This window comes from Corynebacterium sp. KPL2838, from assembly GCF_040225455.1.
Classification (GTDB): Bacteria; Actinomycetota; Actinomycetes; order Mycobacteriales; family Mycobacteriaceae; genus Corynebacterium; species Corynebacterium rhinophilum.
Genome location: NZ_JBEHFT010000046.1, coordinates 1 through 12,854, shown reverse-complemented (window position 1 = coordinate 12,854; position 12,854 = coordinate 1). Strand labels below are relative to the sequence as shown.

The following is a 12,854-nucleotide window of genomic DNA, read 5'->3' as shown; positions in this document are numbered from 1 at the left end:
CCGTCAGGAAGTCTTTAGGTGGTGCATGCGCTACAACACGCGCCGGCGACACTCGTGGTGCAACCTTCTAGCTCCCGGTGACTTCGAAGCACTCACATCAGCTACACTGACCAAAGCAGCATAGCTAGCCCCCGACGTGTCCACTGTCCGGGGGTCAGGCCCATAATAGAAATCAAGGCACATGCCTAGGAACAAAACACGGGGCACTTCATCTTCCCAACTCGACTGGGTTGAATATCAGGTGGCCACCAAATGGAGGTCAGTTCCTTCCAGATTTTCCCCTCTATTCAAACGGAACAAAACCTGGGACACTTCAGGCTTAAAGCAATTTGTGCATGACCAATGGAAGTCCTGAGATGAAATGGCGCGGCTTTCCGCTGAGTGGATCCGCGAATTCTAAGTCCGTCGCTGTTAAGTGCATGGGTACGGACATGTCTTCAGCTTCCTCAGGGAAAATCGTGGGGTAGACAGGATCGCCGAGGATCGGTGTGCCCGCCTGCCACATGTGCAGCCGCAATTGATGGGTCTTCCCAGTCTGTGGTTTTAGGGTGTAGATGCCGAGGTCAGCTAGTGAACCGTGAATTTTTTCATAAGGGCCCTTATTAATGGGTTCTACCGATTCTAGAGTGGTGAAAGCATTTGATTCACCATCTGCTATTCGTCCCTGGATTTCACCGGGCGTTTTAGTTAGGTGGGAGGACCATTGGAGGGGCGTCGGCAAGCGGCGGAATTCCGCGACCGCCTGATAGGTCTTGTGGACTTTCTTTTCTGCGAAGAGGGACTGGTAGGCGCCGCGGACGTCCTTGTGCTTGGTAAATAGAAGAAGGCCCGAGGTGAGGCGGTCGAGGCGGTGTGCCGGCACTAATTCGTTATTTCCGGTGGAACGGCGAAGGCGTACAGTGGCGGTTTCGACGATGTGCCGGGCGCGCGGCATGGTGGCCATGAATGGGGGCTTATCGGCTACCAGGATGTTGTCATCTTCATAGATGATGGGGATGTCATAGGGTACGGGTGTTTCTGGTGCGGGGATGCGGTAGAAGAAGACATCGACATCTTTGCCGAGCACGGTACCTGGCTTTAGGGGAGTTTGATCGCGCAGGACTACCTCGCCCGCGGTGAATCGGTCACGCAGTGCCTGTGCATCATCATTAGGGTGGCGGTGGCGCTGCGAGGAGATGACTTCGCTGAGAAAATCCCAGGTGCTGAGACCTTCCTCCGGCGTACGTACGCGCGTGGGGTTCAGCCCATTTTTAATGGGCAAAGGGCTGAATCCTTTTTTGTGGTGTATTAGTGTGTTTGACATGGATATTAATTCTCTCGCGGACCAGGTGCTGGCTTTTTTCAATGACGGAATTGGCGCGGTGATATGGGACGTATTCCGAACGCTCCTCGAAATTTTCTCTCCGTCCAATTCTGATCCTGCAACTGTCAACCATTAAGCCTAATCCGTACTATAATTAAGTTATAACCACTGAAAGGAAAGATCATGGCTAAGGAAGACATTGTAGTCGTCGCCGTCGACGGCTCTGACGCCTCAAAGAACGCCGTCCGTTGGGCGGCAAATACGGCGATGAAGAGGGAAATCCCGCTGCGCATCGCATCGAGCTACACCATACCGCAATTCCTGTATGCAGAAGGTATGGTTCCGCCGAAGGATCTCTACGATGACTTGCAGGACGACACCCTGGAAAAGATTGAGGAAGCTCGTGCAATCGCTCACGAGGTAGCCCCAGAGCTCAAGATTGGGCACACCATCGCAGAGGGCTCCCCCATCGATATGCTCTTGGAAATGTCTCAAGACGTCACCATGGTCGTGATGGGTTCGCGCGGCATGGGCGGCCTGTCCGGCATGGTCATGGGGTCTGTCTCCGCCGCAGTTGTTTCCCACGCCGCTTGCCCGGTAGTTGTGGTTCGTGAAGATAATAACGTCACCGACTCCACCAAATACGGCCCAGTTGTCGTTGGCGTGGACGGTTCCGAGGTTTCTCAGAAGGCAACCTCCTATGCTTTCCGCGAAGCCCAGGCTCGCGGCGCGGCCCTCGTTGCCGTGCACACCTGGATGGATATGCAAATCCAGGCATCCCTCGCCGGCCTCTCTGCAGCTCAGTCTGAGTGGTCAGAGATTGAAAAGGAACAAGCTGAGGTGCTGGAAGAAAACCTGAAGGAACCGCGCGAAGAGTTCCCAGATGTTGAGGTGAAGAAGCAGATCACCCGTGACCGCCCCGTCCGTGCGTTGACGGAGGCCGCCGAAGGTGCGCAGCTTCTCGTCGTTGGTTCCCACGGCCGTGGTGGATTCAAGGGCATGGTCCTTGGCTCTACCTCCCGCGCATTGCTGCAGTCTGCACCGTGCCCGATGATGGTGGTACGCCCAGACGACGAAGGCTAAATCATTCGCTAGCCTGACTTCCCAGCGCTCTTCTCCCGGCTTTTAGAGCCAGGAGTGGAGCGCTTCTGGTGTTTTAAAGCCACTTTGCTATACAAATGTGTCGCATTTGTTATCGCCACTTGAGTCACAGGGGTTTAAACTGGGAAGTATTCGATACGTTTATATTAGGAGGAAATCATGGGACTAGGTTTGGGTCTATTTACTTCAATCATTGTTGGTATCATTGCCGGTTGGCTGGCAGAGAAGATTATGAAGCGTGACCACGGCTTGTTTACCAACCTGGTGGTGGGTGTTATCGGCGGCCTCATCGGTGGCATCATTATCCAGCTGCTGAATATTGAGGCTAGCGGTGGTTGGATCTTCTCCATCGTCGCTGCCACCGCGGGTGCTTGCATCTTGCTGTGGATTGTGGACAAGGTGAAACAATAGTCCGCATATAACTAGCGTACATACCGGTTTGTCTATAAAGTATAGATGAACCGGTTTTGTCGTTGTAGAGAGGAATCCATGGCAGAGAAGAAGTCGCGCCGCAATCGCCCCAGCCCGCGGAGTCGATTGCTGGAATCTGCAACAAAGCTCTTTAAAACTGAGGGCATTCGCGTCATCGGTATTGACCGCATCTTGCGCGAAGCGGATGTGGCCAAGGCATCCCTATATTCCTTGTTTGGTTCCAAGGATGCCTTGGTTATTGCCTACGTAGAGTCCTTGGATGAACAATTCCGCCAGGACTGGGAGCAGCGGACGGCTGCCATGCAGGATCCGGACCAAAAGATCTTGGCCTTTTTTGACAAGGTCATTGAGGAAGAGCCGGAGGAAGGATTCCGCGGTTCGCACTTCTTGAATGCAGCGGGCGAGTACCCGCGGCCTGAAACGGATTCGGAGCGCGGCATCGTCGCGGCCTGCATGCAGCATCGCAATTGGGTGCACTCTACCTTGACGGCTCTGTTGACGGAGCGCAACGGTTATCCCTCGGCCTCCCAAGCAAGCCAGCTCTTGATTTTCCTCGATGGCGGTCTCGCCGGATCCCGCCTGACCAAAGAAGCAGGGCCACTCTATACCGCCCGCGAGCTAGCTACTCAGATGCTTTCGGCTCCTCCTGCTGATTATTCGATTTAAGGTGCTTGCGCGCCTCAATGCGCAGCCGGTTGACCCGCTTTTTCTCCTCCTTGGAAAGAGCGGGTTGTTTTTCTTTATTCCGCCAATTTTGAAGGCTCTCACGGCGCATCGCATTTACTTCATCTGTAAGCGGGTAGAACTCGCGCAGCATGATTTCGAAGATGATGGTCTGAATGAGGGTGATCCAATATGCACAGGCCCAATAAATAATGATGGCGACGGGAATGGGACCATTATGAGCCAGGTGCCAGAGGAAGAAGGGCACGATGATGAGCAAAATGCCCATGAAAATGAATATGCGGCGGTTTAGTTTTAGATCGAATTGCGTGGTGAGGAAGCTGCGGATTAGGGCGATGATGGAATTCGCCATGGTAAAGACGATGGCAGCAATGAGGACGGGATTAAGAAGATCGCCGTGATCGCGGGCGAAGTCAGTGATTGGGGCACCGTAGAATGTGGTTTCACGAAAGGCGGCGACGTCGTCAGCATTGAGCATGCCGACGGTCTTTGAGTCCTGATCGATTTTCGACATCCGAAGGATTACTTGGTACAAACCAATGAAAACCGGAATCATGATGAGCGGCGGGATGCAGCCAGCAGCAGGTTTGTAGTTATAGCTCTTCATGAGGTCCTGCTGATTCTTGATGAGCGCAGCCATTTCCTCTTTGGTGCTGGCCTGGTTCATTTCCTTAGAGATATCGTTATTCTCCGGGCGCATGAGGACACCGATGCGTGCGGAGCGCAGCGACATCCAGTTGAGGGGGATAACGATGCCTCTCACGGTGAGTACCAAAAGGAAAATGGAGACAAGCCATGCAGCGGATTCATCAACGAAGCCGCTGATCAGCCAATGCCAGAATTTCATGATTCCGGAAACCGGGTACATGAAGAACTCGAACATGGTTTTCCTTTCGGAGAGGAAGTATGGTTTAGGACATGACAAAAGTTCTGGGCGAACTCATGCTAACCATTGGTTTGGTTTTAGTTCTATTTGCATTCTATGAAGCCTATTGGACGAATGTGGAATCAGGGCGTTTACAAGATGAAGCTAATGCAAAATTAGAAGAGCAGTGGCGCAACCCCCGGGAGAAAGTGGACCCAGATTTGGGAGAGGCTTTCGCACAGATGTACATCCCAGCCTTTGGCTCGGATTATCATTTTGCCATCATTCAAGGCACGGATGATGATGATCTTCTACGCGGCCCTGGTCACTATGAGGACACACAAATGCCAGGTGAGACGGGGAATTTTGCGGTGGCTGGGCACCGCGTGGGCAAGGGTGCCCCATTTAATGATTTGGGTTCTTTGCACACCTGCGATGACGTCATCATCGAAACCCAAACGGAAAAGATTACTTACAAGGTGCTGCCCATCGATGGCGAGCATGCGGATTGCTTCGATGAAGTACCAGAAGAATATAGCCATGTTGCCGGCAGGCACATCACCACGCCAGGCGATGTCTCAGTGATCGACCCCGTCCCAGGAACTGAAGCGGACCCCACGCGGGGAATGCTGACTCTGACTACCTGTCACCCGCAATTTTCCAACGCCGAGCGCATGATCGTGCACGCGATGGAAGTTGGAAAGGAAGCTAAGTAATGTATCGCGCTTTGTGGAATCTATTGCCAGGACCGAAGCCAGTGAAGGCGCTGCTCGCCATCGCCATTGCGGTAGGAATCTTCTTCCTCCTCATGGAGGTCGTATTCCCCTGGGTTTCGCCGATGATGCCCTATAACGACGTCGCGGTTTAAAGCCCTAAATTGGCAATGGCTTCCTGAGCAATCTGCTCGGACTTGAAGGTCTGTTGCTGATTGCTCCACACCAGTACCGCGTGGGTATCCTTTTGTACGGCATAGACGGCCTGCTCATTGACGATGCCCCGTCCACCTTCCCAGCCTGCAAAGGAGGCGGGCTCGGTGGCATCGATTGGCGCGGCCCAATCCACCGCGGCGCGGGCGTCTTCTACGGTGGGCATCTCGCGTACGATGACGGTAGCTTGCGGGTCATCCTGATAAGACCAGAAGACGCACGCGGGGGTGGGAAAGCGCGTGTCGATGCCCTGCTTGGTAAGGCGCTCGCCATTGGTATTTTCCAACCAGCCGGGATCGATATAGGGGCAATCGCTCCACTCGTTGACCTCTGCGGTCTGTGCGACGTTGATGGCGGCGCTTTCCGGTGTCACCTCGTGTTCCGGTTCGGTCTGGTCTGCTTGTTCGGTCTGGCATCCCGCGATCCCTATTCCGGTCAGGGCGAGAAGGACAAGTAGGCTTTTGCGCATGAGCTCCACATTAGAACGGGATTCTGATGCACTGCGTACCGGCATTCATTTCTTGACTGCGGTCCTGTTAGTGGTGGGTATTTTTACTTCGGTGAAAATGCCGCTATCGCAGTCCCTTATTAACCTATTGCTATTGGTGGGGTTCGCGGCCGTCTACTTTGCGGGATCGATCTATGCGGAGCAGTGGCCGCGGCCCATGCGCTACTTGTGGATAAGCATCCTGACGGTGTTATGGGGTGCGGATCTTTTCGTGGCTCCCGCCGCCATTTATCTGGTATTCGTCATGTACTTTTTGTACCTGACGGTGCTGGATGTGACCGCAGGTATCCTGTGTGTCATCGGTGCGACCGTGCTCACTGTCGTGGTGCAGATACCGGGAGGCCTGACCTTTGGTGGAGTGATGGGACCGGCGGTCTCGGCACTAGTAACCGTGGCGATTACCTATGCGTTTCGCACCTTATCGCGTATGAACCGTGAGTTAGTGGAAACCCGTACGCAGTTGGCGGCCACGGAACGAGACGCCGGCATGGTGGCCGAACGCCAGCGCATCGCCCACGAGATTCATGACACCTTGGCCCAGGGGTTGTCATCAATTCAGATGCTCCTGCACTCCGCCGACCGGGATCTGGATAAAGACGACATTGCCGCCGCCCGGCGGCGCATTGAGCTCGCCCGGCGGGCCGCGGCGGATAACCTGCATGAGGCGCGGGCCATGATTGCGGCGCTGCAGCCTCCTACACTGACGGAGACCTCCCTTGAGGCGGCGCTGACGCGCATGGCGGAAAACTTCGCCGCTACTGCGGGGTTCCAGGTGGAGGTCGAAAGTGAGGGCGCGGAGCAACAGCTGCCGATGAAAATAGAGGCGGCGCTATTGCGGATTGCACAGGGGGCGGTGGGGAACATCGTCAAGCATGCCCACGCCAGCCGCGCCCGGATCACCGTCACCTATGAAACCGACGAGGTGCGCGTGGATGTGGTTGATAATGGGCAGGGTTTTGAGCCCGCGACGGTGGAAAGCGCGCCGGCGGGTCTGGGGCATATTGGCCTTTCTGCCATGCAGCGCCGTGCGCAGGAGCTGGGCGGCGAGGTGATCATAGAATCCGCGCCGGGGGAGGGAACGGCTGTGTCAGTTAGTATGCCCTTTGATAAGGCGGTAGATTAAACTTTTGGTTGAGAAAAACATCGATAGGAGGGATGTCGTGATTCGGGTCCTTTTGGCAGATGACCACGAGATTGTGCGGCTGGGGCTGCGTTCGGTGCTTGAAGGTGCCGAAGATATCGACGTCGTGGGCGAGGTAGCGACGGCGGAGGCGGCGGTGTCTGCGGCGCAAGCAGGCGGTATCGATGTCATCCTCATGGACCTGCGCTTCGGGGCGGGCCTGGAGGGAACGCGCGTTATGGGTGGCGTCGAAGCCACCGCGCAGATTCGTTCCTCCATGAGCACGCCGCCCAAGGTGTTGGTCATCACCAATTACGACACCGATGCGGATATCCTCGGCGCTATCGAAGCAGGCGCGGTGGGCTACCTCCTAAAAGACGCCCCACCGCAGGAGCTTTTGGATGCCGTCCATTCGACGGCGGAGGGGGACTCGGCGCTCTCGCCCATCGTGGCCGATCGCCTCATGACCCGAGTCCGCACGCCCCGCACCTCGCTGACCCCGCGCGAGCTAGAGGTTTTGCAACTGGTGGCGGCGGGGGCCTCGAACCGGCAAATTGGCCACGACCTCATGCTTTCTGAGGCCACGGTGAAGTCCCACCTGGTGCACATTTATGACAAATTGGGTGTGCGCTCCCGCACGTCCGCGGTGGCGGCCGCTAGGGAACAGGGCGTGCTTTAAACGTCTAGTGGGCGGCGTTGTAGGCGTCGATAATGTCTTGGGGGATTTTGCCGCGGCGCGCTACGTCATGGCCCTGCTTTTTTGCCCATTCGCGGACCTTGCGGGGATCGACCTGTGGGGACTCGGCATCGGGGGCGGCATGTGCGGCCTCGACAAAGGGAGCGATTGCCTCGTGGAAGCGGCGAGCATTGTCGCGAGATAGATCCATGAGGTAGCTACGTCCGTTGACGCTGAAGCGAACTACTTCTAATTCATCCTCACCAATGAGTTTATTATCTAGGTCATCATAAAATTGCGTGATTTCGCGGCGTGCCATAGTACCTCCATGGTTTATTGCGTCGATATGTTTGCCTAATACCGGCATTTGGAATCTGAATTAACTTTAATTCAATTCTACCAGTGTGGAAATTAATAGACAATAAAAATTTACTTATTGGCGCTCGCGTAAAAAATATCGCCGCCACCTTAAAGAAAGGTGAACGGCGATTGGTAGAAAGAAAAAGAGAAATTAAGCGCCCAGGCGCTGTTGAATCTCCGCAGTAACGGAATCGATCTCTCCGCTAATGGTCTTATGTGCACGGCGGCGCTGCTGCTCCGTCATGAATTCGGCGTTATCGATCGCGGAATCAACCTCCTCGAGGCGCTCGCGCACGTCCCGCTTGAAGCCGGCGGGCAGATCTACATCCTTGAGGGAATTACGGATGCCGGCGGTGCGGGCCTTGAGCGGGGCACCATAGCCAGAAAAAGAGGCCATTTCCGCGGAACTCACGCCCGCCTTGTGAGCCTTGCGCTTTTCTTTTTCGGACTTAAGGCCCACAAATGCGCGATAAACGAGGGGAAGCAACAGCGGGGCGGCGGTGCGCAATGCGCCTGCATAGCGCTTGACCTTGCCAGAATTAAAGTGGCCCTCGCGCAACTTTTCCAGTTCTTTTTCCGCCATTTTTTGTTCGTGCTTCCGGCGCTTTTTGAGGCCCTTTTCTTCGGCCTTAACAAGGTGCTTTTCTTGCTTGGCAAGGAGCTTTTGTTGGCGGCGACGATCCTTCGACTGGGCCTTTACCTCAGCCTTGGCGCGCGCCTTTGCCGCCTTGGCCTGCGCACGCGCTTCTTGGCGAGCCTTTTTCAATTTCTTGAGGATACTCATTATTTTCCCTTACGTTTGATCGAGTCTGGATTCAACATTACCTTGCTGTTCTATTAAGCTCACCCGGTGTGGAGGATGTCGTTGTAGCTTCGGATCTCGTTGGGTGCCGCTATCGCTTGGTGCAGCGGCGCGCCCACCCGGAGATTCCGCGCACCCGATCCTCGATCGCTAGGGCCGAACGCCACAGCGCCGCCGTAGACGCGGTCATGGAATTATTCCCGCGCAAAGCCCCTGGCCGTTTCCGGCGGATCGATCTAGAAGGCGATGATTGGGAACGCGCCATGGCCACGCTGGAGGCCATTGCCTCCGGCTATACCCACATCACCAATGCGGTCTTTGCCACCGAAAAGTGGAAAGTACACGTGGAATTGCTACTCCGAGAGGGCAGCTCCTATACCCCCATTATTGTGAGCAACCACCGCGTCGCGCGCAAGAACCCAAAGAAAACCACGCTTGCCGTGCCCACCCATCGCCTTGGGCTGAGCGAGCCTATGGAGGTTCCGTATAAGTCCCGCCACCATGCCGTCGATGGGTATCGTTTGGCGCTCGCCGCCCAGGCCCTGGAAGACATGGGCCTGAACTCTGGGCGCGGCGGTGCCATCGGGCAGGACCGCCAGCAGGCCTTTTTCACGGAGACGGCGAAGTTTGACGTGCAGCGCGCCTGGGATAAGCCGCTTCCCACCGCACCAGTGCGGGTAAAGGAGTGCGCGAGCTGTAGGTTCTGGCCCCTGTGCGAGCAAGAGCTGGTGGCGGCGGACGATATTTCCCTTTTCTTACCGGGTGATCGCGCACGCCCCTTCCGCGAGCGCGGTATTACCACGGTGCAGGCGCTTATCGATGCCAATGCGGGCGAGCCCTCCCGGCTTGCGGCCGCGTGGCGCTCCGGTCAGACGCTGCTGCGCCGCGGGGATACATCGGTGCCGCGCGCGGATGTCGAGGTGGATGTGGACATGGAAGCCTACATGGACCAGGGAGCTTACCTATGGGGCGCGTGGTTCGAGGGCGAGTACCACCCCTTCGTGACCTGGGAGCCGCTAGGCGGGCGCGCTGAGGCGGAGAACTTCGCCGAATTTTGGCAGTGGTTGATGCGGTTGCGCGATACAGCGCATGCAGAGGGCAAGACTTTTGCGGCCTATTGCTATTCCGCCCACGGCGAAAACCACTGGATGCGGCGCTCCGCGCAGCGCTTCCGGGAGGTAGATGAACGGGAAGTAGAAGACTTTATCTCTTCCCCGGAGTGGGTGGATATGTTTGCCTACGTGAAGAGATCCTTCGCGGGGCCCTTTGGGCTGGGGCTCAAAGTGGTGGCCCCAGTGGCGGGATTCCGGTGGCCGGACGAGGACTTTGATGGCGAGGAATCCGTGAACGCGCGCCGGGAGGCCCTAGCAGGTGATATGAGAGTCCGGCAGCGCCTCTTGGACTATAACGCCGGCGATGTGCACGCCACCCGGATAGTGCGTGAGTGGATGAGCGACGGCGCGCCGGGAATCCCGGAGCTCTAGAGCGCGGCAATAAAGACGTATATGAACAGCAGGATGCCAATGCCGATATAGATTTGGTTCCAGTCCGCGGTGGTTTTTGGCTCGGGGCCTTCCGCCTTTTTCATCAACACCTGCTTTTGGGCCTTGACCGCGCGGGCGATGAATATGGGGTAGACCGCCAAAGAGCCGATGCATAACAGCGAGGCCACTACCTTGAGCACGGAGATATCCGTGGCGATCCAGATAAGCAGGCCGCCATTGACGAATGTGGCGCGCAATAGGCCCCACCGATCCAGCTCTTGCAGTCCTGCGCGGACCGCGCCGGGGCCGCCGCCCATGGTGGTGGGAAGAAGATAACTCATGACTCCGATGAGCAGCTGCGCCGCAAAGCCCACCACGAGGCCGAGCGTGGGAAGCCCTGGTTCTGCCACGAGGAAGTGCTGCGTGGTGTAGTACGTCAGGGAAAGCACCAGCCAGAGCGCGGCCATCAGCACCGAGACGGAGGCAAAGTTAACGCGGTCGCGCGGTGCGCGGGCGACGTCGATGACATTGCCGAGCCACTGCTGCAGGCTCAAGATCCAACCGATGCAATAGATAATCAGCCCGAGCTGCGGGAAGTTCAGGAACGCGCCGATCGTCGTTGCCACCACGCCCAGGGTAAGCAGCAGGAACGAGGAGGACATGCGCTCATTGGTGCCCTGCGTGCGCCAGATGGTGGGAAAGAGAATGGTCAACGAACCTGCCGCGGCAAGGCCGATGAAACCGCCGATATTGGCGGCGATATGGGCCAAGAGCAACTGCGGATCGCCCGGGTGAATGGCCAGGATTGCGCCGAAGACTGCACCTACCGGCAGGCACAGCGCGGATAGTACATAGGCGCCGACAACTGGGCGGAAGCGCTTATCCTTAGCGGAGCGCCACTGGGTGAACAAGGTCACCGCGTGCCATAAAACGGTAAGCGCGATAAGCGTGGCACCGATCTGGGTCAGTATCCAGTGGTGAGCCCAGAATTGCACGAGGATTTGGCCCGCGACGGCGATGATGATGCCGATATTGAGGATATAGATACGCGCGAGCTGCTTGGGGCGGGCGGAATCCGGCAGTTTTTGTTGCACGAATTTTTCCGTGAGGTGCTGCGACCACACCAGGATGCTGTTGGTGACTAGGCCCAACGTGAAGAGGTGGATTAGTACCCAGCGATAATTGGGCACGAAAATGTGTGCTGCGCCCACCACGATGAAGACCATCATCCAGATGGACACGGGGCGTGAGGCTTTGCGGTGCCAGGTGCGGCTCGACCACTTATCTTGAGGCATAAAACCGAGTTTAGTCGGATTTAACCTTGGTCCAAGTCAACCCCGTGAGAGCGAGCGCGAAGGCGGCGAAGCAGGCGATGAATTGGTGCCAGGTGAGGGCATCGAAAAGCATGCCTGCCAATGCGCCCACGATGGATGAGCCCAGGTAATAGCAGAAAACGTACATTGAGGACGCCTCGGCGCGGTCGTGGGTGGCCAATTGCCCCACCCAGCCAGATGCGGTGGAGTGCACCGCGAAGAAACCGATGGTCAGGCACACCATGCCAATAAGCGTCATTGCCAGGTTGCCGGCGCAGAGGATAATGCCCACGGTAAAGAGCGCGGCGGAACCGACCATCGTTTTTCCGTGCCCAATGCGGGCCACCAGCGTGCCCGCCCGAGCCGAGGACCACGTGCCAGAGAGATAAAACAGGAAGGTAAAACCAGCCAGCGCCGGCGACAGGCCAAAATCCCCAGTCAGGCGGAAGGTGAGGAAGTTATACATGGACACGAACGTGCCCATGGATAAAAAGGCAACGATAAATAGTGTGGCAAGATCCTTATTTGCCCAGTGCCCAAAGACCGCGCTCAGCTCGGAGCGGAAATGAATTGGCTTGGGGTGAAAATTCCGCTGGGCGGGCAGGAGGAACCAGCAGGTGATGGCAAAGGCCAGGGAGACCACGGCGGAGCCGAGCATCGCCCAGCGCCATGAGGAAAACTCCACCAAGCCAGCGGGAATAATGCGGCCGGTGAGCCCGCCCACGGAATTACCGGCAATATAAAGGCCCATCGCCTTAGGCAAAGCATGATCCTCGAGCTCTTCTGATAGCCAGGCCATGGCCGTCGCCGGAGCACCAGATAACATCGCGCCCTGCAGCCCGCGCAGGGCAATGAGCTGCCAGCCCTCTTGGGCTAGGGGCACCACGAGGCCCAGGATGGTGGCGGCGATGGCAGAAATGAGGAGGATGCGCCCGCGCCCATAGCGCTCAGAAAGGATGGACGCCGGAACCACGCAGATGGCTAACGCGCCGGTGGCGGCCGACACGGTCATGGCCGCCTCAGTGTGTGAGATGCCCATATCCGTTACCAACGTGGGCAAAATTGCTTGGGTGGTATAGAGGCTAGAAAACACCGCCAAGCCCAAAAGGAGCATGGCGATGGTGGCGCGCCGGTTTCTGGTCATGCATACCAGCATTCTCCTCACAGGCGGCGGTGTAAATTGCGCCACACCCTTGATGGGGTTGGCCTAAACGACAGGATGTGTTGGTGAAGTTATATGTTTAGCCGGTCTGGCGTGCTGGTATTAGGATTATTTCACT

The 12,854-nt window shown here is 56.9% G+C and carries 15 protein-coding genes and 1 pseudogene; 9 read left to right on the top strand and 7 right to left on the bottom strand.

Annotated elements, in window-relative coordinates; all coding sequences use genetic code 11:
* Positions 1 to 124 (top strand): annotated as a pseudogene (locus ABRP98_RS10805) (IS3-like element IS1206 family transposase); the annotation flags it as partial.
* 195 nt (positions 125 to 319) lie between these two features.
* Here ABRP98_RS10805 and ABRP98_RS10800 read toward each other — a convergent pair.
* The gene (locus ABRP98_RS10800) at positions 320 to 1,366 is read right to left on the bottom strand and encodes a pseudouridine synthase (RefSeq protein WP_502878800.1); all 1,047 of its coding nucleotides are present in this window, start codon (positions 1,364 to 1,366) and stop codon (positions 320 to 322) included.
* Between the two features lie 120 nt (positions 1,367 to 1,486).
* On the opposite strand from ABRP98_RS10800, the gene ABRP98_RS10795 reads away from it, so the two are divergent.
* From ABRP98_RS10795 to ABRP98_RS10785, 3 genes are all read left to right on the top strand, one after another.
* Positions 1,487 to 2,386: a universal stress protein gene (locus ABRP98_RS10795; RefSeq protein WP_284771248.1), complete on the top strand. Its 900-nt coding sequence runs from the start codon at positions 1,487 to 1,489 to the stop codon at positions 2,384 to 2,386.
* Positions 2,387 to 2,563: 177 nt separating this feature from the next.
* On the top strand, positions 2,564 to 2,815 hold the full coding sequence (locus tag ABRP98_RS10790; RefSeq protein WP_005279667.1) for a GlsB/YeaQ/YmgE family stress response membrane protein: 252 nt from the start codon (positions 2,564 to 2,566) through the stop codon (positions 2,813 to 2,815).
* A 78-nt stretch (positions 2,816 to 2,893) separates the two neighbouring features.
* On the top strand, positions 2,894 to 3,502 hold the full coding sequence (locus tag ABRP98_RS10785; RefSeq protein WP_284771247.1) for a TetR/AcrR family transcriptional regulator: 609 nt from the start codon (positions 2,894 to 2,896) through the stop codon (positions 3,500 to 3,502).
* Here the strand turns inward: ABRP98_RS10785 and yidC are convergent.
* Positions 3,459 to 4,403 carry a membrane protein insertase YidC gene (gene yidC / locus ABRP98_RS10780; RefSeq protein ID WP_284771246.1) on the bottom strand — a complete coding sequence of 315 codons (945 nt, stop codon included), beginning with the start codon at positions 4,401 to 4,403 and terminating at the stop codon, positions 3,459 to 3,461. The two genes, ABRP98_RS10785 and yidC, sit on opposite strands and share 44 nt — an antisense overlap.
* A 35-nt stretch (positions 4,404 to 4,438) precedes the next feature.
* Between yidC and ABRP98_RS10775 the strand changes: the two genes are divergently transcribed.
* Together ABRP98_RS10775 and ABRP98_RS10770 are read left to right on the top strand one after the other, a co-directional pair.
* Positions 4,439 to 5,101: a class E sortase gene (locus ABRP98_RS10775; protein WP_284771245.1), complete on the top strand. Its 663-nt coding sequence runs from the start codon at positions 4,439 to 4,441 to the stop codon at positions 5,099 to 5,101.
* Entirely contained in the window at positions 5,101 to 5,253 is a 153-nt protein-coding gene (locus ABRP98_RS10770) for a hypothetical protein (RefSeq protein ID WP_284771244.1), read from the top strand. Before ABRP98_RS10775 ends, ABRP98_RS10770 begins: the two co-directional genes overlap by 1 nt.
* Here ABRP98_RS10770 and ABRP98_RS10765 read toward each other — a convergent pair.
* The gene (locus ABRP98_RS10765; protein ID WP_349859187.1) at positions 5,250 to 5,780 is read right to left on the bottom strand and encodes a DUF2020 domain-containing protein; all 531 of its coding nucleotides are present in this window, start codon (positions 5,778 to 5,780) and stop codon (positions 5,250 to 5,252) included. The genes ABRP98_RS10770 and ABRP98_RS10765 overlap by 4 nt on opposite strands.
* On the opposite strand from ABRP98_RS10765, the gene ABRP98_RS10760 reads away from it, so the two are divergent.
* On the top strand, positions 5,779 to 6,942 hold the full coding sequence (locus ABRP98_RS10760) for a sensor histidine kinase (protein WP_349859185.1): 1,164 nt from the start codon (positions 5,779 to 5,781) through the stop codon (positions 6,940 to 6,942). The two genes, ABRP98_RS10765 and ABRP98_RS10760, sit on opposite strands and share 2 nt — an antisense overlap.
* 37 nt (positions 6,943 to 6,979) lie before the next feature.
* A complete protein-coding gene (locus ABRP98_RS10755; RefSeq protein WP_023018163.1) occupies positions 6,980 to 7,618 on the top strand; it encodes a response regulator in 639 nt (212 codons plus the stop codon).
* A 4-nt stretch (positions 7,619 to 7,622) separates the two neighbouring features.
* Here the strand turns inward: ABRP98_RS10755 and ABRP98_RS10750 are convergent, their stop codons facing one another.
* A complete protein-coding gene (locus tag ABRP98_RS10750) occupies positions 7,623 to 7,934 on the bottom strand; it encodes a histone-like nucleoid-structuring protein Lsr2 (RefSeq protein WP_284771241.1) in 312 nt (103 codons plus the stop codon).
* Between the two features lie 192 nt (positions 7,935 to 8,126).
* Positions 8,127 to 8,759, bottom strand: a complete 633-nt coding sequence (locus tag ABRP98_RS10745; RefSeq protein WP_284771240.1) for a DUF6474 family protein — start codon at positions 8,757 to 8,759, stop codon at positions 8,127 to 8,129.
* A 68-nt stretch (positions 8,760 to 8,827) separates the two neighbouring features.
* Here ABRP98_RS10745 and ABRP98_RS10740 point away from each other — a divergent pair, with 68 nt between their 5' ends.
* Complete coding sequence (locus tag ABRP98_RS10740; RefSeq protein ID WP_349859183.1) at positions 8,828 to 10,261, top strand: TM0106 family RecB-like putative nuclease; 1,434 nt, start codon at positions 8,828 to 8,830, stop codon at positions 10,259 to 10,261.
* On the opposite strand, the gene ABRP98_RS10735 is transcribed toward ABRP98_RS10740, so the two are convergent.
* Positions 10,258 to 11,556 (bottom strand): copper oxidase, encoded by a 1,299-nt coding sequence (locus ABRP98_RS10735; protein WP_349859181.1) that lies wholly within the window; start codon positions 11,554 to 11,556, stop codon positions 10,258 to 10,260. The two genes, ABRP98_RS10740 and ABRP98_RS10735, sit on opposite strands and share 4 nt — an antisense overlap.
* A 10-nt stretch (positions 11,557 to 11,566) precedes the next feature.
* Positions 11,567 to 12,718, bottom strand: a complete 1,152-nt coding sequence (locus tag ABRP98_RS10730) for an MFS transporter (RefSeq protein WP_349859180.1) — start codon at positions 12,716 to 12,718, stop codon at positions 11,567 to 11,569.
* Between the last annotated feature and the right edge of the window lie 136 nt (positions 12,719 to 12,854).

Bases quoted from the DNA above. Each gene is read 5' to 3' on its own strand.
- ABRP98_RS10775 (WP_284771245.1), top strand. From the start codon at position 4,439: ATGACAAAAGTTCTGGGCGAACTCATGCTAACCATTGGTTTGGTTTTA.
- ABRP98_RS10745 (WP_284771240.1), bottom strand. From the start codon at position 8,759: ATGAGTATCCTCAAGAAATTGAAAAAGGCTCGCCAAGAAGCGCGTGCG.
- ABRP98_RS10735 (WP_349859181.1), bottom strand. From the start codon at position 11,556: ATGCCTCAAGATAAGTGGTCGAGCCGCACCTGGCACCGCAAAGCCTCA.
- ABRP98_RS10760 (WP_349859185.1), top strand. From the start codon at position 5,779: ATGAGCTCCACATTAGAACGGGATTCTGATGCACTGCGTACCGGCATT.
- yidC (WP_284771246.1), bottom strand. From the start codon at position 4,403: ATGTTCGAGTTCTTCATGTACCCGGTTTCCGGAATCATGAAATTCTGG.
- ABRP98_RS10765 (WP_349859187.1), bottom strand. From the start codon at position 5,780: ATGCGCAAAAGCCTACTTGTCCTTCTCGCCCTGACCGGAATAGGGATC.
- ABRP98_RS10770 (WP_284771244.1), top strand. From the start codon at position 5,101: ATGTATCGCGCTTTGTGGAATCTATTGCCAGGACCGAAGCCAGTGAAG.
- ABRP98_RS10730 (WP_349859180.1), bottom strand. From the start codon at position 12,718: ATGACCAGAAACCGGCGCGCCACCATCGCCATGCTCCTTTTGGGCTTG.
- ABRP98_RS10795 (WP_284771248.1), top strand. From the start codon at position 1,487: ATGGCTAAGGAAGACATTGTAGTCGTCGCCGTCGACGGCTCTGACGCC.
- ABRP98_RS10785 (WP_284771247.1), top strand. From the start codon at position 2,894: ATGGCAGAGAAGAAGTCGCGCCGCAATCGCCCCAGCCCGCGGAGTCGA.
- ABRP98_RS10750 (WP_284771241.1), bottom strand. From the start codon at position 7,934: ATGGCACGCCGCGAAATCACGCAATTTTATGATGACCTAGATAATAAA.
- ABRP98_RS10790 (WP_005279667.1), top strand. From the start codon at position 2,564: ATGGGACTAGGTTTGGGTCTATTTACTTCAATCATTGTTGGTATCATT.